The 19,151-nt window shown below is 65.3% G+C and carries 18 protein-coding genes; 14 read left to right on the top strand and 4 right to left on the bottom strand.

Annotation, left to right across the window (positions count from 1 at the left end; translation table 11 throughout):
* Nucleotides 1-50 precede the first annotated feature (50 nt).
* The 3 genes from KF688_03675 to KF688_03665 all read left to right on the top strand — a co-directional run bounded on the left by KF688_03675 (nucleotide 51) and on the right by KF688_03665 (nucleotide 3,383).
* The gene (locus KF688_03675) at nucleotides 51-1,976 is read left to right on the top strand and encodes a sodium/solute symporter (protein ID MBX3424759.1); all 1,926 of its coding nucleotides are present in this window, start codon (nucleotides 51-53) and stop codon (nucleotides 1,974-1,976) included.
* 194 nt (nucleotides 1,977-2,170) lie between these two features.
* Nucleotides 2,171-2,827 (top strand): DUF1559 domain-containing protein, encoded by a 657-nt coding sequence (locus KF688_03670; GenBank protein ID MBX3424758.1) that lies wholly within the window; start codon nucleotides 2,171-2,173, stop codon nucleotides 2,825-2,827.
* 25 nt (nucleotides 2,828-2,852) lie between these two features.
* Nucleotides 2,853-3,383 carry a hypothetical protein gene (locus KF688_03665; protein MBX3424757.1) on the top strand — a complete coding sequence of 177 codons (531 nt, stop codon included), beginning with the start codon at nucleotides 2,853-2,855 and terminating at the stop codon, nucleotides 3,381-3,383.
* 37 nt (nucleotides 3,384-3,420) lie between these two features.
* Here KF688_03665 and larE read toward each other — a convergent pair whose 3' ends face one another.
* Nucleotides 3,421-4,341, bottom strand: coding sequence for an ATP-dependent sacrificial sulfur transferase LarE (gene larE / locus KF688_03660; GenBank protein ID MBX3424756.1), 921 nt, complete (start codon nucleotides 4,339-4,341; stop codon nucleotides 3,421-3,423).
* Nucleotides 4,342-4,436: 95 nt separating this feature from the next.
* Nucleotides 4,437-5,522, bottom strand: coding sequence for a DUF4912 domain-containing protein (locus KF688_03655; GenBank protein ID MBX3424755.1), 1,086 nt, complete (start codon nucleotides 5,520-5,522; stop codon nucleotides 4,437-4,439).
* 736 nt (nucleotides 5,523-6,258) lie between these two features.
* On the opposite strand from KF688_03655, the gene KF688_03650 reads away from it, so the two are divergent.
* From KF688_03650 to KF688_03600, 11 genes are all read left to right on the top strand, one after another.
* Nucleotides 6,259-6,585, top strand: a complete 327-nt coding sequence (locus KF688_03650) for a hypothetical protein (protein ID MBX3424754.1) — start codon at nucleotides 6,259-6,261, stop codon at nucleotides 6,583-6,585.
* Nucleotides 6,586-6,649: 64 nt separating this feature from the next.
* A complete protein-coding gene (locus KF688_03645; protein ID MBX3424753.1) occupies nucleotides 6,650-7,075 on the top strand; it encodes a hypothetical protein in 426 nt (141 codons plus the stop codon).
* Between the two features lie 72 nt (nucleotides 7,076-7,147).
* Nucleotides 7,148-8,518, top strand: a complete 1,371-nt coding sequence (atpB, locus tag KF688_03640; GenBank protein MBX3424752.1) for a F0F1 ATP synthase subunit A — start codon at nucleotides 7,148-7,150, stop codon at nucleotides 8,516-8,518.
* Between the two features lie 142 nt (nucleotides 8,519-8,660).
* Nucleotides 8,661-8,927, top strand: coding sequence for an ATP synthase F0 subunit C (gene atpE / locus KF688_03635; GenBank protein ID MBX3424751.1), 267 nt, complete (start codon nucleotides 8,661-8,663; stop codon nucleotides 8,925-8,927).
* A 127-nt stretch (nucleotides 8,928-9,054) separates the two neighbouring features.
* Nucleotides 9,055-9,705: a F0F1 ATP synthase subunit B gene (gene atpF, locus KF688_03630; GenBank protein ID MBX3424750.1), complete on the top strand. Its 651-nt coding sequence runs from the start codon at nucleotides 9,055-9,057 to the stop codon at nucleotides 9,703-9,705.
* A 37-nt stretch (nucleotides 9,706-9,742) separates the two neighbouring features.
* On the top strand, nucleotides 9,743-10,381 hold the full coding sequence (gene atpH / locus KF688_03625; protein ID MBX3424749.1) for an ATP synthase F1 subunit delta: 639 nt from the start codon (nucleotides 9,743-9,745) through the stop codon (nucleotides 10,379-10,381).
* A gap of 108 nt (nucleotides 10,382-10,489) precedes the next feature.
* Nucleotides 10,490-12,025, top strand: a complete 1,536-nt coding sequence (gene atpA, locus KF688_03620; protein ID MBX3424748.1) for a F0F1 ATP synthase subunit alpha — start codon at nucleotides 10,490-10,492, stop codon at nucleotides 12,023-12,025.
* A gap of 69 nt (nucleotides 12,026-12,094) precedes the next feature.
* Complete coding sequence (atpG, locus tag KF688_03615) at nucleotides 12,095-12,967, top strand: ATP synthase F1 subunit gamma (protein ID MBX3424747.1); 873 nt, start codon at nucleotides 12,095-12,097, stop codon at nucleotides 12,965-12,967.
* Between the two features lie 130 nt (nucleotides 12,968-13,097).
* Nucleotides 13,098-14,549: a F0F1 ATP synthase subunit beta gene (atpD, locus tag KF688_03610; protein ID MBX3424746.1), complete on the top strand. Its 1,452-nt coding sequence runs from the start codon at nucleotides 13,098-13,100 to the stop codon at nucleotides 14,547-14,549.
* A gap of 96 nt (nucleotides 14,550-14,645) precedes the next feature.
* On the top strand, nucleotides 14,646-15,071 hold the full coding sequence (gene atpC, locus KF688_03605) for an ATP synthase F1 subunit epsilon (protein ID MBX3424745.1): 426 nt from the start codon (nucleotides 14,646-14,648) through the stop codon (nucleotides 15,069-15,071).
* Nucleotides 15,072-15,238: 167 nt separating this feature from the next.
* Entirely contained in the window at nucleotides 15,239-16,519 is a 1,281-nt protein-coding gene (locus KF688_03600) for a valine--pyruvate transaminase (protein MBX3424744.1), read from the top strand.
* Between the two features lie 108 nt (nucleotides 16,520-16,627).
* Here the strand turns inward: KF688_03600 and KF688_03595 are convergent, their stop codons facing one another.
* Both KF688_03595 and amt read right to left on the bottom strand, forming a co-directional pair.
* Nucleotides 16,628-16,975, bottom strand: a complete 348-nt coding sequence (locus tag KF688_03595) for a P-II family nitrogen regulator (protein ID MBX3424743.1) — start codon at nucleotides 16,973-16,975, stop codon at nucleotides 16,628-16,630.
* Nucleotides 16,976-17,720: 745 nt separating this feature from the next.
* On the bottom strand, nucleotides 17,721-19,127 hold the full coding sequence (gene amt, locus KF688_03590) for an ammonium transporter (GenBank protein MBX3424742.1): 1,407 nt from the start codon (nucleotides 19,125-19,127) through the stop codon (nucleotides 17,721-17,723).
* Between the last annotated feature and the right edge of the window lie 24 nt (nucleotides 19,128-19,151).

The following is a 19,151-nucleotide window of genomic DNA, read 5'->3' as shown; positions in this document are numbered from 1 at the left end:
GAAATCCGCCGCCGGCGCCGTTTCGCAGGTTCCTTGCAAGGCGCACATTCATGGACGGTATCGACATTCTCGTGTTCGTCGGGTTCGTCGTCACGGTGATCGCCGTGGGACTTCTCAAGAGCCGCGGCGAACAGACGCACAGCGAGCATGGCGCCCAGGACTACTTCCTCGCCGGGCGCGGGCTCACGTGGTGGCTGGTCGGGTTCTCGCTGATCGCCGCCAACATCTCGACCGAGCAGTTTGTCGGAATGAGCGGCGAGGCGGCCGACTGGCTGGGGATGGCGATCGCCAGCTACGAATGGATGGCCGCGATCACGCTGGTGGTCGTCGCGTTCGTGTTCTTGCCCAAGTTCCTTAAGAGCGGCATCTACACGATCCCCGAATTCCTCGAATACCGTTACAACACGTTTGCCCGCACGGTGATGGCGATCGTGTCGATGATCATCCTCGTGGGGGTCCCCACGGCGTCGGTCATTTATTCGGGCGCCAAGGTCATCAGCGTTTTCTTCGCCGACAAAAACTGGCTGGGGCTCGACTGGGGCGACATCACCGTCGGCTGCTGGACGATCGGCATCCTGGCGGCCGCGTACGTGTTCGCGGGGGGGCTGAAGGCGTGTGCCTGGGCCGACCTTATCCAAGGCGCCGCGCTGATCGTCGGCGGCGGGGTGATCGCGTATCTGGCCCTGCAGGCGATCGGCTCGGCCGACCCGGCGGAATTGATCAAGTCGGCCCGCGACCCGAAGAACGTCACCGTCGAGCAACTTGCCGAGGCGAGCAACTTCGAGCGATTCAAGCTCCTCAACCAGGGCGATCTTCCCGAGGGGAAGCTCCACATGGTCCGCCCGCGATCCGACAAGAAGATCCCCTGGACGGCGCTGGTGGTCGGGCTGTGGATCCCCAACTTCTTCTACTGGGGCCTCAACCAGTACATCACCCAACGCACCTTGGGTTCGAAGTCGCTCGCCGAGGGGCAGAAGGGGATCGTCTTTGCAGCGTTTTTGAAGCTGCTGATCCCGTTCGTCGTCGTCATCCCCGGCATTCTGGCGTTTAATCTTTACAACTCGGAATTGCGCGACCTGGGACAGAAGAAGAACCAGAAGATCCTCGCATCAATTGTCGAAGGGCTGGACGACACGGTCGAAATCCACAGCGGCTTCGCCCAGTTCTACCCCGACGAAGTCGCCAAGGTCGTCGCCAACAACGCCCGGCTTGCGGAGACCGAGACGCCCGACCTGGGCGGGAAGTCGCCTGACGAACTAGCTGCGCTGAACGCCGACCTCGTCGCGACCGCCGCACAGAAGGGCGCCAAGGAAGGCGGCACGCTCGTCGGCTACGACTTCGACGCGGCGTTCCCGACGTTGCTGAAGAACCTGCTCAAGCCAGGCAGCGGCGTGCTGGGATTCGTCTTGGCGTCCATCTTCGGAGCGGTCGTCAGTTCGTTGGCGTCGATGCTGAACTCGGCGTCGACGATCTTCACGATGGACATCTACCACCGCCTCCGCAAAGGAGCTTCGCAGTTTGAGTTGGTGAGCGTCGGTCGCGTCGCCACGGTCGTGTTCGTGCTGATCGCGCTGCTGATCGCCCCGAACCTGGGCAAGCCCGTGTTCGGCAACATCTTCAACTACATCCAGGAGTTCCAGGGCTTCATCTCGCCGGGCGTGCTGGCGATTTTCCTGTTCGGCTTGTTGGTCCACCGCGCCCCCCGCAGCGCCGGCACGGTGGGATTGGTCATCAACCCGCTGATGTACGGCGGGCTGAAGTACGCCATGCCGGACATGGCGTTTCTCGACCGCATGGCAATTTGCTTCTTCGCCGTGATCGCGGTGCTGACGGCGATGACCGTGCTGAATCCGCTCGCGAAACCGGTCGACTTGCCGGTGAACGAGAAGATGAACGTCGAAGGCTCGCCCGGGGCGAAGGCCTGCGGCGTGGTGGTCGTCCTCCTGACGCTGGCGTTGTACGCCGTGTTCTGGTAGCCGTCGGCCGTCTCCCAAGTCTGCTTGCGGGAAAGGTTTGCGCGCACCTGAAGCGGCTGCTCGCGGTTTTCGGACTTTCTCCGATCGAGGCTTCTTGCGAAACTTGGGGAGTCCTCGCGGGTTAATGCCTATCATCGGGTCAGGACGTGCCGGACGGGGGACTTGGTGCGCAGCAAGTCCCCGGGGAGGGGGCAATGCGAATCTCGTGCAGAACTTGCTTCTTCAACCCGACGCAGCAGGCCGGCGCCTGCGGCAAGGGCAGGGCGACCGCCTTTACGCTTGTCGAGTTGATCGTCGTGATCGCGATCATCGGAGTCCTGCTGGGCCTGCTGCTGCCGGCAGTACAATCGGTGCGGCGATCCGCTCGCAGCACGCAGTGCAAGAACAACCTGCGCCAGGTGGGATTGGCGCTGACTCAGTATCTCGACCGCCAGGGGGAACGAGGCAAGTTTCCAAAAACCGCCCGGTTGCCTCGGACGGCGAATTCCGAGGGGTTGCCGTCGATCTTCGACGTGCTGGCGCCCTTCTGCGAGAACAATCGCGAGTTGTTCCATTGTCCGGGCGACTACTACACCCCGTCGGAGGCCGAAGCCGCGGACCCCGCCGCGGTGCAATACGAAACGTGGTTTGAGCGCGAGGGGTTGAGCTACGAGTACCCGTCGCTGCTGTTCGAGGGGAAGACCCGCCCGCAGGTGCTCGCCAGTCCGTTCGTCACGGGAGGAAGCGGCACGGTGTGGATCGTCTACGACTTCGCGGCATTTCACGGCCCCCCCGGCGAGGACGGGGCCCGCAATTACGCCTATCTCGACGGGCATGTCGACGCGGTCGTCGTCCCGGCGCCGGTCGAGTAGGGCAATCCGGAGGGAGCAATCGGCAATGACGCGCAAACAATCCCTGGGGAGCGGCGCCGGTGCGCTCGTCGTGGCACTGCTGCTGGCTTGGCAGCTCGGTTGGTTCTCGTCGGAAGACAAGTTCGTCGCCGAACTCAAGACCCTCGCCGCGGCCCCGCCGTCGGACGACACTCGCAACGCGATGCGCGACCTGATGCGGTCGCGGTTCGAAGGGACGACCCCCGAACAGCGGCAAGCGATGTTCGAGCAGATGGCTCCGGTGTTCATGCCGATGATGTTTCAGCGGTTCGAGTCGGAGTACGACCGCTTCATGGCGATGTCGCCGCAGGAACGGAACAAGGAACTGGATCGCCGGATCGACGAGATGGAGAAACGCAACCCGGGGGGGCGGGGCGCCCCGTTCGGCGGCAACGCCTCGCCCGCTCAGGTGGATTCCTTCCGCAAGAAAATGCTCGACTGGACCACCCCGGACCAGCGCGCCAAGTTCGAGGACGGCATGCGGATGATGAACGACCGACGCAAACAGCGCGGTCTGCAGCCGATGATGGGTCCCTAGCGACCGACCGCCGTTGAGCGGCTTGCGCAACCTCTGCTCACCGCGGGACCTCGGCGCCGTCCGCCTCGGGTACGGCGAACTTCTCCAGCACCGCCGCGGGAACGAGGGTCTTGAAGCTCCCCGTGCGGAACCCCTCGAGGTCGAGCGTGACGAAATTGAATCCCGCTTCGCGCAGGACACGAACCAACTGCTCGCGGACCTCCGGAGTCGCCAGCCGCGGCAGTTCGGCGGCGCTTACCTCGACACGTGCCAAGTCGTTCTCGTGGCACCGGACTCGCACCTGCGAAAAGCCAAGCCGCCGCAAGTGCTGCTCGGCATTGTCGATGCGCGCCAGCCGCTCGGGCGTGACGCTGACCCCGTAGGCGACGCGGCTGGACAAACACGGCGTCGCCGGCTTGTCCCACGCGGCCAACCCCCAATAGGCCGCCAGTCGGCGGACGGCCCGCTTGTCCAGGCCTAGCTCGGCCAGAGGACTGCGAATCGCGTGCTCCGCCGCCGCCTGCAGCCCTGGGCGAAACTCGTGCAAGTCGTCGGCGTTGGCGCCGTTGACGATCGTCCGCGCCGAACCGATCGCCGGCGAAGCGCGGAGCACCGTGTACAGCTCGGTCTTGCAGTGAAAGCACCGGTCGGGACCGTTGCTGAGATAGCCGTCGCGGGCGAACTCGTCGGTGGCGATCGCGACGTGGCGAATGCCGATCTCTGCGGCGAGTTGGGCGGCGGCGTCAAGCTCGCCGCTGGCGAGACTGGGGCTGACCCCCGTGGCAGCCAGGGCTTGGTCCCCAAGCGCCGCTGCGGCCGCCTTGGCCACGACCGCGCTGTCGACCCCGCCGGAATAAGCGACCACGCACGGACCGATTTCCGTCAACGCTGCGACCAGTCGCTCGGCGAGGGCTGCAAGCTCGTCGGCCAAGCCGTCGCCGGGCGACGCTAACAGCGATAGGGGCAAGGGATCCGTCATGCGCCGCTGCCTGCGATGATGGCCGCAAAGGGGGGGAAGACGCGCGGCGTCAGCTTACGATCTCCCAGCCCCGGCGACCAGCGGGATACCCGCAACTAGGCGTCGGTCAAATCGCGAACCATCGGTTCCATGACCTTCGTGTTGCGTTCCACGGCGAGGATAATCGTCCGCTGCTCGACTCCGTCCGCCGAACTGGCGACGACCGGAATCACCTGGCGGCGATCTGGCAGCGGGAGTCGCACGGCGAAGGTGCCGTCGTCGCGAAGCGGCGCCGGTTCGCCCTGCAAGGTCACGTGCGCCCCGCGCGAGGCGGCGCCGTACACGATCACCTCGGCGTCGACCGCAAACTGCAAATCGTCGCGGAATCGCCCGGCGCCATGGCCGTAGCGAGTCTTCATGGGCGACCCCAGCGGCCGCTGGAGGCGTTCCTCCATCAATTCCTGAAGCTCGCGGCTGGCGCCCTGAGGGGTGTAGCCGCCGCTCATCGCGTAAATGCGATCAGCGTTTTCAGCGACGTCGACCCAGTTGCCGTCGACCGACTCAGTCGCCGATCCGGCCGCGGGCGTCGCCACCGAGTTGCTGCGCGCGAGACAGTAAAACGACCCGTCGGCGGCCGTGTAGCCGATCTCCATGCGATATTGCGAGGGGGGATTTTGAACGTCGACGTACCAGTTGCGCACTCCGCCGTGAATCGAGATCTCTCGCTCGATCTTTCCCGCCCCGTCGTCGCCCAGTCGAATGACGCGCAGCACAGGTTTGGCCGAGTGCCAACGCTGCCCGAGGGCCGCTTGGGCGCGATCGATGCTCCGCTGGTTCAATTCCCAATAGGCGTGCAACCAATACGGATCGCGCACCATGACGACCAGTTTGTCAGTCGTTTCGGCGCCTGCCGACGGGACGACCCCAATGCCGGCGGCCAAGTTCTTGGCGTGAGCCAGATGCGAGCGCAGCTTTTCAATCTCGCGGTTGCGAGCGAGGGAGGCGGCGCCGTTGGTGCGCGATTTGCCGTTGGAGGGCGCCGATTCGGGGCGGTTGTTCGCGGAGGCGCGTCGCCGCGCGACCTGCACCAGGGCCCGAATGAGCTCTTCCTTCCTCATGGAGTGCCAGCCGGTCACCCCCCGCTCACGCGCCATCTGGGCGAGATCTTTGGCGGTGTAGGCCCGCAATGTTGCCGTCGTCATCGATCGCTGGAACCTTGCGTTAGGGACGATTCGCAACGGCCGCGCTCGCGGGGAACATTCCCTGCGGAACATCGCGGTACGTGGTCGTCGTCCCTGACGAAGGAGGCGCCAGCCGCGAACGCGACTGTACGGTCGAAGGCTGCCCGCGGCGAGAATCGCTCGTGCGGCCTAGCACGGTCTCCAGGATCGCGTCGCCGTGACGCTGGTGAAGAGACCGCACCGCCACCGATTCTCCCGCCACCATCTAGATTATACGAAAAACCGCAAGAATGCAACTCTTCGGCGAACTTAACACATTCCAATCCTTTGTTACGAAAGGACTTACGTCGTCTAATGGGCGGCTGGCGAGCGCCAGCTGAGACGTGGCGCGCAAAGTGGGACAAATTGAGGAATCACGTCATTTTTGCGCAAGGACCTCTCGCCCAACTGCCTAGCAGTAACCTATTGCAGGTTCAACACTTGCGGCATGAAAAGCGACTTTGTGAAAAAAAGCACGAATTCCAATCCGGGCCCGTTGACCTTGCCCAATGCCAGCACTAGATTGGGCCCTCGAACCGCGTGATTGAGATCGCGAACAGGCTTGAGGACCGGACCGACTGCACCGCCCGCCGCTGGATCGTGCCCCTGGTCTTTTTCGTAAGCATCTGCAGCGATTGACGTTACGCACCAGCCCGGACGCCAAACGGGGCGACCAATGCGGACCCGTTCGCATGGGGTGCTCTAGGAGCGACGACCGGTGGACGAGCGAAGCGCTCAGGCGATGGCGGTCGCCATGTCGTGGGTGGCGAAGATCTTCGCCACTGCCGTGGTCATGGCCGTGCCCGCGATCGCAGGGAGCTACCTCGATCGCTGGTGGGGAGTCGGCTTCCTCTCCCCCGCGGGAGTCGTCTTCGGCGCCGTCGCCGGGTTCGCTTACTTGATTGCGATCACGCGCACCGCGCCCGGCTCGGACGCATCGACCGTGAACGCACCGAGGACTCCCCGGTCGCAGGGTCCGCCGCAACCTGCGGCTCCCTCGCCGCCCGACGGCGTCCCGAATGACGTCCCGAACCGCGACAGTTGACCCGACCGTTCCGCTTCCCGAACCTTCCACGTACGGTCCCCGCGGCCCACGCCGCACGCCTGCCGTGTTACCAGCGCTCAAGTCGATTGGACTGTTGGGTCTGCTCCTGGCCGTTTCGGCCGGCGTTGCGGGCTCGATTGCGGCGCGCACGCTCGGGCCTCAGGCGTACGCCGCCAGCGCGCTGGCGGCCGGCGCGGTGTTTGCGACCGGCGCCGCGGCCATCGTGTTGATCCTGGTCCCGCGGACCCCGGCCGGTCGCGTCAACGGCGCCCTGGGGGCCGTATTGGCGCGGACCGGTTTGTTGCTCGCGGCGCTCGCGGTTTGCTCGCAGCGGCCCCACCCGATGGTCGACGCGGGGTTGGTCGGTTTGCTGCTTTCGCACTACCTGGTCGCCCTGGTCGCCGAAACGCTGCTGTGCGTGCGGTTGTTGCGAAGTCCCCCGTCCGCCGCCGCTTCGTCGCCCCTGGCGCCGCTTCCGCAGTCCGTTTAAGCATCGCCAAATCACGCGGTTTCGCCCCGAAAATCTCCCTCACGCGACGCGCACCGCCCTCGAAACACTCGCATGTCCGACATCCTGCACATCAAGGACGCCTACTACTTCGAGATCCCGAAGGCGTTGTGGCGTTCGCAGCGCGAGACGCGGGAAGAGTTCCCCGAGCACTACGTGCGGCTCGATCCCGACTATCAGGACTGGGAAGCGGCCCGGCAGTACGACGGGCTGGCGAAGCTGGAAGGCCTGAACAACGTCCCCCCCAAGGGCGAGTTGCTGGCCAAGTACCATGCGTGGCGCAACGCCCACGAGAACTTCGCCAAGCCGTTCGACCGGTTCCTGGAAGAAGCTCCCAGCCAGGGATGGTTCCAGCGCCAGTTGGGGCTGGGCAACTATCCGGACAAGCTCCTGGCCGAACTTGAGGCCAAGCACCTCGCTCAGGTCCCCCCTCTGAAAGCCGCCGGCAAGCTCGCCGCGAAGGAGCATGCCGAAGCCGTCAAGCAAGCCCGCGCCGACGCGCGGGCCGAATGGGCGGGGCTCATGGACAAGGCCGGGTCCTATCGCAAGGCGTGGGACGGGGTGAAGGCCCAGGCCGAGGACCTCGACGCCTACATGCTGGAAACCCCGGCGTGGCCCGCGGCGAAGATCGAACAGTACAACCAGTTCCTCGACGGCAAGATTCTCATCCCTCAGCCGTTCGGGAAGCTAAAGAACAACTACGAGGCGGAATCGGGCTTCTGCATCTCGAAGTTCATGGTGCTGCAGTTGGTCGTCGCGGGGCTGCTGCTGTTGGTCTTCCGGCGGCTGGCGGCCCGGTCGACCGGCGCCCGGCCGGTGCGCGGCAAGCTGTGGAACCTCTTCGAGATGTTCCTGATGTTCATCCGCGACCAGATCGCCCGTCCGGCGATCGGCGAGCACGACGCCGACCGCTACGTGCCGCTGTTGTGGACGATGTTCATGTTCGTCCTCACGTGCAACCTGTTCGGCATGCTGCCGTGGGTCGGGGCGCCGACGGGCAGCTTCAGCGTGACGGTGGCGCTGGCCTTGGTGACGTTCGCCACCGTCGTGATCGGCGGCTCGAAAAAGTATGGCGTGGTCGGCTTCTGGACCGGACAGGTGCCCCACATGGACTTGCCGTTCGTCCTGGCGATCTTCATCAAGCCGATGCTGTTTGTGATTGAAGTTGTCGGCCTGCTGATTAAGCACTTGGTGCTCGGCATCCGGCTTCTGGCCAACATGGTCGCGGGGCACTTGGTGCTGTTGGCGATCATGGGGATCGCCGTGAAAGCCGCGGCCACCAGCATGTGGCCAGCGGCGGCGGGGGTGTCGGTCGCCGGTTCAGCCCTGTTCAGTTTGTTGGAGTTGTTCGTCGCCTTCCTGCAGGCGTATGTGTTTACGTTCCTTTCGGCCCTGTTCATCGGCGCCTCGATTCACCAACACTAAGGTGCGGGGCGAGGCCCCGACTCGACGCCGGCCGCTTGGCCTGCACTCGGTTTCACATTCATAAGGAGCTGGATTCGTGTTGCGATTTGTCAATCTACTTGCGTTGGGATTCGTGGCCCTCTGCTTGCTGGCAAGCCCGGCTATGGCTCAGGAAGAAGGCGCCGAGGGCGATGCCGCCGCGGTTGCCGCGGCCCCCGGGTCGGCGATCAGTTTTTCGGGCGCCTTCGGCGTCGCGTTGACCGTGATCGGCGCCGCGTACGGCATCGGCAAGCTCGCCTCGGCCGCGCTGGAGAGCATGGCTCGTCAGCCGGAAGTCGCGGGCAGCATTCAGACCGCGATGATCATCGCCGCGGCCCTGATCGAAGGTTTCACCTTCTACGCATTGTTTATCTGCTCGACGAAGCCGTAGGCGTTCGGGCTGCAACAGCCCGATCGCGCATCGCCCGACGGCCGGAGCGAAGACCCGGCCCCGGGCGGGCACGGACCCGTCGTTCCCTTTGCCCGTTATGCATTCCTCGAACTTGAAGCTGTCACCGATGCTCACGCGAATGGGAATGGTGTTGCAAGCGTTCCTGGCGGCGGCCGCGCTGGTCGTCGGCGGGGCCGCGCCGGCCGTTGCGGCCTCCGATCACGGCGGACACGCCGAGGCTCATGACCCGGGGCACGGCAACGCCGGCGCTTCGCTCGAAAGCCCTGCCGAGTTCAAGACGGATCTGGCCGTTTACACCTTCGCGGTGTTCGTGCTGCTGCTGTTGATCCTCTCGGCCACCGCTTGGCCGAAGATCTCGGCGGCGATGCTCGAGCGCGAGAATCGGATCGCCGCCGACTTGGCCGCCGCGGCCGAAAAGCACGAGGAGGCCAAGCGCCTGCTCGCCGCCCACGAGGCGAAGCTGGCCAGCTCGGCCGACGAGGTTCGGGAGATGCTCGAAGAGGCCCGCCGCGACGCCGAGACGACCAAGACCCAGATCGTCGAGGAAGCCCGAGCCGCGGCCGAGCAGGAGCGCAACCGCGCGATCCGCGACATCGACGTCGCCAAGGATCAGGCTCTCAAGACGCTCGCCGAGCGGAGCGCCAATCAGGCGATCGAGTTGGCGGGCAAGGTGATCGGCCAGGCGATCACCCCCGACCGTCACGCGGCGCTGATCCGCGAAGGACTCGCTCAGTTGGGCAAGTCGAGTTCCAACTGAGCCCCGCGGCGCAAGTTCCCCCAGCAGCAAGTGCACCATGACGAAGGCCGCTTCCCAAGGCGAACCGCACCACGACACCGTGTTCGACGTCGATCTCGAGCGTCTTGCGGGCGTTTACGCCCACGCGGCGCTCGATGCGGCGGGCGATCTTGCGGGGCAGGGGGCGTTGGTCGAGGAATTGCAAAGCCTGCTGGTCGACGTGCTCGATCGGCAACCGCAGTTCGAGGAGTTGTTCCGCTCGGGGCTCGTCTCCGAGGACGAAAAGACCGCGATGATCGACCGCGTGTTCCGCGGCCGCGGATCGCAAACCCTGCTCAGCATGCTCAAGGTCATGGCGGCCCACGGGCGGCTGGGGATCCTGCGCAACGTGATCAAGGCGGCCCGGGACCTGTGGCACGTCCGCTCGGGCCGACTGCGGGTCGAACTGACGACCGCCTCGCCGGTCGAATCGAGCCTGGAATCGGAACTGTTGGGCTCGCTTCGGGCGCTGTTGGGCGCCGAGCCGGAGGTGACCCGCCGCGTGAATCCCGACCTGTTGGCCGGGTTCGTCGTGCGGGTCGGCGACCGCGTGTACGACGCCTCGGCCCGCAATCGGCTGGAACTGGCCCGTCAGGACATGATCGACCGCGCCGTCGAGGCGATCCACACCCGCCCGCAGACGTTCGTCTCGCCGTAATCGCCGAGCGACCGCCGCACACAACCGAATTCAGCCCGGCGCAGCACGCTTCCGCGTCACGCGAGCCGGGCCCCCTTTCAAAACGAATTAGCAAGCCGGAGAGCTTCGATGAAGTTCAACAGCGACGAAATCGCCTCAGTCATTCAAAAAGAGATTGAGCAGTACGCCGCGCAGATCGACGTCCGCGAAGTGGGCCGCGTCCTGGAAGTGGGCGACGGCATCGCCCAGGTCTACGGACTGTCGGGGGTCATGGCGGGCGAAATGGTCGAGTTCGCCAACGGCACGATCGGGTTGGCGTTCAACCTGGAAGAGAACTCGGTCGGCATCATCATCCTGGGCGACTACCTGCAGATCAACGAAGGGGAAGAGGTCCGCAGCACCGGCAAGCTGCTCAGCGTGCCGGTCGGCGACGCACTGCTCGGCCGGGTCGTCGATCCGCTGGGCAACCCGCTCGACGGCAAGGGGCCGATCGTCACCGCCGATCGCCGCGACGTCGAGGTGATCGCCACCGGGGTCGCCGAACGCCAACCGGTGTGCGAACCGCTGCAGACCGGCATCAAGGCGATCGACGCGATGACCCCCATCGGCCGCGGCCAGCGCGAGCTGATCATCGGCGACCGCAAGACCGGCAAGACGGCCATCGCGCTCGACGCGATCATCAATCAGAAGTCCTCGGGCGTGAAGTGCTTCTACGTCGCGGTCGGGCAGAAGGAGTCGACGGTCGCCGCGGTCGTCGAAAAGCTGCGCGAGTCGGGGGCGATGGATTACACGACCGTCATCGTCTCGGGCGCCAGCGCCCCGGCCCCGCTGCAGTACGTGGCCCCGTACGCCGGCACGGCCATGGCCGAGCACTACATGTTCAACGGCGGGCACGCCCTGATCGTGTACGACGATCTCAGCAAGCAAGCCGTGGCTTACCGGCAGTTGTCGCTGCTCATGCGTCGTCCTCCGGGTCGCGAGGCGTTCCCCGGCGACGTGTTCTACTGCCACAGCCGGTTGCTCGAGCGTTCGGCCAAGCTCAGCGACGCTCTCGGCGGCGGTTCGCTCACCTCGCTGCCGGTGATCGAGACCCTGGAAGGGGAAGTTTCGGCCTACATTCCCACGAACGTCATTTCGATCACGGACGGTCAGATTTATCTGCAGCCGGACTTGTTCTTCGCGGGCATCAAGCCGGCGATGAACGTCGGCATCTCGGTCTCGCGGGTGGGCGGCGCCGCCCAGATCAAGGCGATGAAGAAGGTCGCCGGCGGTTTGCGGCTCGACCTCGCCGCGTTCCGCGAACTCGAGGCGTTCGCCCAACTCGGAACGGAGCTTGACCCCGCGACGCAGGCTCGGCTTGACCGCGGTTATCGCATGGTCGAACTGTTGAAGCAGGGCCAGTACCGCCCGATGAACGTCATCGACCAGGTGTTGATGATCTATGCGGGAACCCGCGGGTTCCTCGACAAGGTGGCGATCGATCGGGTGCAGGAGTGGGAGGAGAAATTCCTGCAATTCATGCACGACCAGAAGTCGGAGGTCGTCAAGGAGATCGCCGACAAGAAGGATCTGAGCGACGACCTGATCGAATCGATCAAGAAGTCGATCGAGGAGTTCAACAAGCAGCACGACTTCCTTCCGCAGGAAGCCGCCGTCGGCGCGTAGCGCCGTTCCGCCGGCGAGGCAGCGGCCTCGCGGCTAGTTCACCGCCCCCTCACCTTTGACCTCTCGACCATGGCCAACCCTCGGGCGCTCGACAAGCGGCGCAAGTCCATCAAGAACATCCGCAAGATCACGCGGACGATGGAATTGATCGCCACTGCGCGGTTCAAGAAGGCGATGGACCGCGCCAGCGCGGCTACGGCGTACACGAACCGCATCACGCAGTTGGTGCGCGATTTGGCGACGACGGGGCTGGAGGTCTCGCACCCGCTGCTTGAGTCGCGCGACGAACCCAAGAACGCCACGATGCTGCTGCTCACGGCCAATCGCGGTCTGTGCGGCGGGTTCAACGGCAACCTGATCCGGGCCGGGCTGCGAGCGTGGGCTGACTTGCAGGCCGGCGTTCCCAACTGCCGGCTGGAAATCGCCGGCAAGCGGGGCATCGCCGGTTTCCGCTTCCGCGGCAACGTTCCCGACGAGGAATTCACCCACTTCCACGATCGGCCCGCGTTCGACGAGGTCGACGTCATCGCCGAGCGCTACCTGCAAAATTACGTCGCCGGCCGACTCGACAAGCTGGTCGTCGTGTACATGAAGTTCGAGTCGATCTCGCGGCAGTCGGTCGCGATCGAAACGCTGCTTCCGTTGGGGTCGCTCGCCGGGGAAACGAGCGAGTCGGCCGGCGCCTCGCAGTACGAGTTTCTGCCCTCGCCGGCGAGCATTTTGGAAGAGGTCGTGCCGACCAGCTTCAAGGTGAAGCTGTTCAAGTGCTTCCTCGATTCGGCCGTAAGCGAACAGATCGCCCGCATGACGGCGATGAAGAGCGCGACCGAAAACGCCGACGAGTTGATCAAGCACCTCAGCATGCAATACAACCGCGCCCGCCAAGGCCGGATCACGTCCGAACTGATGGACCTGATCGGCGGCGTCGAGGCGCTGAATTAGGATGTGCGACGTTTGACGCGTGATTGCCGATGCGCCGATCGCAGATCTGATCGTCGACCATCAACCGTCAAACGTCTCACATAAAACCAAAACCACCACTCATCGCAGTTCGCGAGCACGGTCTGACGCCATGTCTACTGCCACTCTCTCCGGAAACATCGGCCGCATCACCCAGGTCATCGGGTCGACGTTCGACGTCGAGTTCGACGAGGCGCATCTGCCGGCGATCTACAACGCCGTGCGGATCCAAAGCGAGCACAAGGGAGTGAAGGTCGACCTCGTCGGCGAGGTGCAGCAGCAGCTTGGCGGCGGCCGAGTGCGGTGCGTCGCCCTGGGCGCCACCGACGGCTTGATCCGCGGACAAGACTGCGTCGACACCGGCGCCCCGGTCACCGTCCCCGTAGGCGAAGCGACCCTGGGCCGGGTGTTCAACGTCCTCGGCGAGCCGGTCGACGGCCGCGGCCCGGTCAACGCCGCTGAAATGTGGCCCATCCACCGCGAGGCGCCCGGCTTCTCGGAACTGTCGACCAAGACCGAACTATTCGAGACCGGCATCAAGGTCATCGACCTGTTGACCCCGTTCGTCCGCGGCGGCAAGGCTGGGTTGTTCGGCGGGGCCGGGCTGGGCAAGACGGTCATCCTGACCGAGCTCATCGCCCGCATCGCCTCCGCCCACGGCGGTTACTCGGTGTTCGCCGGCGTCGGCGAACGGACCCGCGAGGGGACCGACCTGTGGCTCGAAATGCAGGAAGCCAAGATCGGCGACACCGGCAAGAGCGTCATCGACCAGACCTGCATGGTTTTCGGCCAGATGAACGAGCCGCCGGGGTCGCGGCTTCGCGTCGCGCTGTCGGCCCTGACCATGGCCGAGTACTTCCGCGACAAGACCGGCGCCGACACGCTGCTGTTCGTCGACAACATCTTCCGCTTCTCGCAAGCCGGTTCCGAGGTGTCCGCGTTGCTGGGCCGGATGCCCTCGGCGGTCGGTTACCAGCCCACCCTGGCCAGCGAAATGGGCGCCCTGCAGGAACGAATCGCGTCGACCACCAACGGGGCCATCACCTCGGTGCAGGCCGTGTACGTGCCGGCAGACGATCCGACCGATCCCGCCCCGGCCACGGCGTTCGGCCAGCTTGACGCGTTCATCTATCTCGAACGGTCGATTTCCGAGAAGGGCATCTACCCGGCGGTCGACCCGCTGGCCTCCTCCAGCCGTATTCTCGACCCGCAGTACGTCGGTCAGCGGCACTACAACTGTGCTCGGCGCGTTCAGACCACGCTGCAGCGGTACCGCGAACTGCAGGACATCATCGCGATCCTCGGCGTCGACGAACTAAGCGAAGAGGACAAGTTGATCGTTCACCGAGCCCGCCGCATCGAGCGGTTCCTGTCGCAGCCGTTCCTGGTGGCCGAAGTCTTCACCGGCAAACCGGGCGAGATCACCCCGCTGGCCGACACGATCCGCAGCTTCGAGGAGATCTGCGACGGCAAGTGGGATCACCTCTCCGAGAGCTCGTTCATGTACGTCGGCGGCATCGAGCAGGCCGAGGAGCAGTGGAAGAAGGAACAGAAGAAGGGCTAACCCCCGCGGCTGCCGCAGCTTGAACTTGCGGCCGCGTCCGCCGGGCGCTTCGCTCTTGCCCCCCGAACCTCGCCCCCAGCCCCCGACCTCCGTCCCATGGCCGACAACGCACCCATCACCGCCTCCGGATCGACTCTTCGGTGCATCGTCGTCACCCCCGAGGAGACGGTGGTCGACCGTGACGCCAATTTCGTGGCCCTGCCGCTGTTCGACGGCGAGTTGGGGGTGGCGCTCTACCATGCCCCGATGATCGGCCGGTTGGGCTTCGGCGAGTTGCGGGTGCGGACCGGGACGACCGAAGAGCGGTTCTACGTCGACGGCGGCTTCGTGCAGGTGGCCGACAACGTCGTGTCGGTGCTGACCAATCGATCGATCCCGGCCAAGAAACTCGATGCCGCGACGATCGACCAGCAAGTCCGCGAGGTCGGCTCCTCGGTCGTCGCCGGCGAAACGGCTCTCGCCCTCCGCGAACGGCAGCTCAAGCAATTGCGGGCCCAGTCGCGCGTGGCGGGCAAAGGCTGAGCAAGCTGGAATCGGAGCAGGCGCCCCTCCGAGCGACTCCGCGGACGCCTGCTTTCATCCTCTCTGACGCCCGCACTTCTGCGCGACCCCCTCGGCGTTTCAGAACCGTCGCGACGGCCGCCGCTCCAGTCGCGGAGCGACTCGCGCCGTGGTACGATTCGGCGACTATGGAGCACTGCATCAGCCAAATCGGCGAGGCCCTGTCCGGTCCCAGCGGCATCGTCGAGCTGATGGCCGACCTCGGCGCCGCGCTCGCCGAGGGAGACGGCGCCTCGATGCGGATGTTGGGCGGCGGCAACCCGGCCCACATCCCCGAAATGCAAGAGGTCTGGCGCCGCCGCTTGCGCGAGATCGTCGCCGACGAACCGCTCTGCGATCGGATGCTCGCAAACTACGACGGCCCGGCCGGCAACCCGCGGTTTCTCGACGCCGTGGCCGAATGCCTGCGGACCGAGTTCGGGTGGCCCGTCGGGCCGGAGAATGTCGCGGTCACCTGCGGAGGGCAGACGGCGTTCTTCTTCCTGTTCACGCTTCTGGCCGGCGAGATGGCCGACAGGACCCGTCGGCGCATCCTGCTGCCGATCGTCCCCGAGTACATCGGTTACGCCGACCAGGGACTGACGCCTGATTTGTTTCGCAGCTTCCGGCCGCGGGTCGAACTGCTGGAGGACCGGCAGTTCAAGTACCGCATCGACTTCGACGCCCTGACAATCGGCGACGACGTCGGCGCCATTTGCGTCAGTCGGCCCACTAACCCGACCGGCAACGTCCTCACCGACGACGAGATCGCCAGGCTAGCCGACCTAGCCCAAGCGCGCGGGATCCCGCTGTTGGTCGACAACGCCTACGGCGAGCCGTTTCCCGGGGCCGTGTTCGAGCCGATTCGCCCGACCTGGCGCTCGGGGATGGTGATGACCTTCAGCCTCTCGAAATTGGGGCTCCCCGGCACGCGCACCGGCATCGTGCTGGCCGACGAATCGCTCGTGCGCCGCATCCGCTCGATGACGGGAATCGTGGGGCTGGCCAACGGCAACCTGGGGCAGACGCTCGTCGAACCGCTCCTCCGCGAGGGGCAGCTCATCGAGCTCTGCCGCAACCACATTCGGCCCTTTTACGAAGCCAAGTCCCAAGCGGCCCAGCAGCTCGTCGCCGAGCACTTCGGCGACGCCTTCCCCTGGCGGGTCCATCGCAGCGAGGGGGCGTTCTTCCTGTGGCTCTGGTTCCCCGAACTGCCGATCGGGTCGCGCGACCTGTACGAGCGGCTCAAACGCCGCGGCGTGCTGGTGGTGCCCGGGGAGCACTTTTTCTTCGGTCTGCCGCCGGGGGACGACTGGGCCCATCGCCGCCAGTGCATTCGGCTCACGTTCTCGCAGTCGGAACGGACGGTTCGCGAAGGGATCGCCATCCTGGCCGACGAACTGCGGTCCGTGCATGGCGCCAGCCGCTGAGTCGAACGGGCGGGCCTTGGAAGCCGAGCTCGCGCAAAGGCGCGAATCCCCTTGCGGCTTCGAGCCTTTGCGAGTTCCCGTTCACGGCGATCAGCCGCCAGGACGCGGTCAAATCGCCTCGGCGCCCCGTTCGCCGGTACGGATGCGAATGCAATCTTCCAGCGGCAGCACGAAGATTTTGCCGTCGCCGATCTGGCCTGCCTCGCCCGTGCGGCCCCCTTTGATGATCGCGCTGATCGTCGGCTCGACGAACGCCTCGTTCACGGCGATCTGCAATTGCACCTTGCGGAGCAGGTTGACGTTCATCTCGCGACCGCGGTAGGTCTCGGTTTGGCCCTTCTGTCGGCCGAAGCCCTGGACGTCCATAATCGTCAGCCGGACGACCTCGACCTCCTGGAGGGCCGCCTTCACGTCCTCAAGCTTGTTGGGCTGAATAATCGCGATGATGAGCTTCATGGGACCGAAAAGTCGCGTCTGGCGGAAATCAAGGACGAACCGCGACGTCCCCGCCCGCGGCGAAGACGGAGTTGCCGTACCGAAACCACCATCGTAGGCGAATCAACGCAGGGAGAGAACCCTGATGACGCCGCCGGCAAACTCAGGAGAGTCGCGACGACGGGGGATTGAATAGCGACGCAACCGGCTGGTCCTTGCCGACTCCCGACATCTCCCTCTCAACAATAAGATGCCCCGGCTTGAGCGCACCTAGGCGGAGAGGCACGCCCAAGCCATTGGGGCATCCTTCTGGACGAGAGGCGGTCGCGCAGGCCGGGTCGCAGGAGAGCGAGCCGAGCGGACTGGCGCCGCGAGAGCCGCGGCCCTTGTTCCAGCCGGGCCCCGGGCGCCGAGAGGCGGCGCGGATGGCGCCCGGGGCTTGGGCTGGAAGGGTGGTTTGTTGAGCGTCTGTTCCCGACCGCCGGCGGACTCGCTGCGGAGTCCGCGAACGCCTCGCTGTTCGTGCTTATGAAAACCGACGTCCCGGCTCGGCGGCGTGTAGGCGGCGGAACGCCGCCGAGCCCTGTGGGACATCGTTCGACCCAGGCAAGAGTCGCTGCCTCAAATCTCGAAAGACTCCTGGTGAATCGCTCAGTCGCATCCACTTTGACCGGTCCCCGGCAGGTTGTCCCTGTCGAAGATCGGCCGCGGCGAAGCTCGGGGCGGCGACCGTCAGCAGGCCGCCGCCCCGTTCGCTACGCACTCATCAACCCATCGACGGGGCGCCGCCGTAGGCTTGCATGCCGTGCTCGCTGATATCGAGCCCGACCTGCTCCTCATGGGCGCCGACCCGCAAGATCCCCATCGCCTTCATCACGGCGAACAGGGCCAACATCGTGACGAACGACCACCCGATGATCGAAAACGTGCCGATCGCTTGGGTGACGAACGACGTATCGCCGTTCTTCAGATAATCGTTGGGCAGAATCCCAATCGCCATGCAGCCCCAGATTCCGCACAGGCCGTGCACCGGGAAGGCCCCGACCGGGTCGTCGATCTGCAGCTTGTCCAGCAGCAGCACCCCGGCGATGACCAACACAGCGGAAACCGGTCCAATGATCGCGGCAGCCTGGAGAGTCGACATGCAGTCGCAGCAGGCGGTGATGCCGACCAGCCCGCCGAGGATGCCGTTGAGGCCCATCGACAGGTCAGGCTTTCCGAACATAATCCAGCTCAACAGTGTGGCGACCAACCCGCCGGCGCCGGCGGCCAGGGTCGTGGTGACGGCACAGTGCATTGTGCCGTCGATATCTCCAGTCCCCTGGAAAGCCAACATGCTGCCTGGGTTGAACCCGTACCAGCCGAACCACAGGATGAAGACCCCCAAGCAGGCCAGCGGCAAGCTGTGGCCTGGCATGGGAACGCTCTTGCCGTTCACATAGCGGCCAATCCGCGGGCCAAGCAGGATGGCGCCGGCCAATCCGGCGAAACCGCCGACGCCATGCACCACGGCCGACCCGGCGAAATCTTGGAAGCCCTTCTCAGCAAGCCAGCCGCCGCCCCACTTCCACATGCCGCTGATCGGATAGACCAAACCGGTAAGAACAGCGCTGTAAATCAGATACGCGCCGACTTTCATGCGACCGGCGACGGCGCCGGAGACGATCGTCGCGGCGGTCGCCGCAAACATCGCCTGAAAAAACCAGTCGGTTCCGGGGCTGAAGGTGCGGTCGGCAGCCGACTCATAGCCTTCCAGGCCGAAGCCGCCGAACGAGATGAACTTGCTTTCATAGCCCTCCACTCCGTAGCATCCCGGGTACATGAGCCCGAACCCGAAGGCGAAGAACAACAATACGCCGACGCAGATGTCCATCGAGTTCTTGAACAGGATGTTGACCGCGTTCTTCTGCGAGTTGAAGCCCGCCTCGACCATCGCGAAGCCTGCCTGCATCAAGAACACGAGTGCAGCGCAAATGAACAACATGATGTTGTCCAGCGCGTAGCCGACGCCGAGATCCTCGGCCGCTTCTTCTTCGGCCTCGTCCGCAGTTGCTGCGGTCTCGGCCCCCTCGTCCTGGGCGTAGCAAGTCGTGGGGAGCGCCGCGGCAGCCAGGGTCGCGACGACCGCCAGCACCAGCGCGAACCATCCCCGATGTGACCATTCGGTAGTCATTCGAGAGTCCTCAGTGCGTTGTCA

Source organism: Pirellulales bacterium (assembly GCA_019636345.1).
Classification (GTDB): Bacteria; Planctomycetota; Planctomycetia; order Pirellulales; family Lacipirellulaceae.
This window is presented reverse-complemented; position numbering and strand designations above follow the sequence as displayed.

What these genes read in the sequence shown, in the direction of transcription:
- KF688_03675 (MBX3424759.1), top strand. Translation starts at nt 51, where the DNA reads ATGGACGGTATCGACATTCTCGTGTTCGTCGGGTTCGTCGTCACGGTG.
- KF688_03670 (MBX3424758.1), top strand. Translation starts at nt 2,171, where the DNA reads ATGCGAATCTCGTGCAGAACTTGCTTCTTCAACCCGACGCAGCAGGCC.
- KF688_03665 (MBX3424757.1), top strand. Translation starts at nt 2,853, where the DNA reads ATGACGCGCAAACAATCCCTGGGGAGCGGCGCCGGTGCGCTCGTCGTG.
- larE (MBX3424756.1), bottom strand. Translation starts at nt 4,341, where the DNA reads ATGACGGATCCCTTGCCCCTATCGCTGTTAGCGTCGCCCGGCGACGGC.
- KF688_03655 (MBX3424755.1), bottom strand. Translation starts at nt 5,522, where the DNA reads ATGACGACGGCAACATTGCGGGCCTACACCGCCAAAGATCTCGCCCAG.
- atpB (MBX3424752.1), top strand. Translation starts at nt 7,148, where the DNA reads ATGTCCGACATCCTGCACATCAAGGACGCCTACTACTTCGAGATCCCG.
- atpE (MBX3424751.1), top strand. Translation starts at nt 8,661, where the DNA reads ATGGCTCAGGAAGAAGGCGCCGAGGGCGATGCCGCCGCGGTTGCCGCG.
- atpF (MBX3424750.1), top strand. Translation starts at nt 9,055, where the DNA reads ATGCTCACGCGAATGGGAATGGTGTTGCAAGCGTTCCTGGCGGCGGCC.
- atpH (MBX3424749.1), top strand. Translation starts at nt 9,743, where the DNA reads ATGACGAAGGCCGCTTCCCAAGGCGAACCGCACCACGACACCGTGTTC.
- atpA (MBX3424748.1), top strand. Translation starts at nt 10,490, where the DNA reads ATGAAGTTCAACAGCGACGAAATCGCCTCAGTCATTCAAAAAGAGATT.
- atpG (MBX3424747.1), top strand. Translation starts at nt 12,095, where the DNA reads ATGGCCAACCCTCGGGCGCTCGACAAGCGGCGCAAGTCCATCAAGAAC.
- atpD (MBX3424746.1), top strand. Translation starts at nt 13,098, where the DNA reads ATGTCTACTGCCACTCTCTCCGGAAACATCGGCCGCATCACCCAGGTC.
- atpC (MBX3424745.1), top strand. Translation starts at nt 14,646, where the DNA reads ATGGCCGACAACGCACCCATCACCGCCTCCGGATCGACTCTTCGGTGC.
- KF688_03600 (MBX3424744.1), top strand. Translation starts at nt 15,239, where the DNA reads ATGGAGCACTGCATCAGCCAAATCGGCGAGGCCCTGTCCGGTCCCAGC.
- KF688_03595 (MBX3424743.1), bottom strand. Translation starts at nt 16,975, where the DNA reads ATGAAGCTCATCATCGCGATTATTCAGCCCAACAAGCTTGAGGACGTG.
- amt (MBX3424742.1), bottom strand. Translation starts at nt 19,127, where the DNA reads ATGACTACCGAATGGTCACATCGGGGATGGTTCGCGCTGGTGCTGGCG.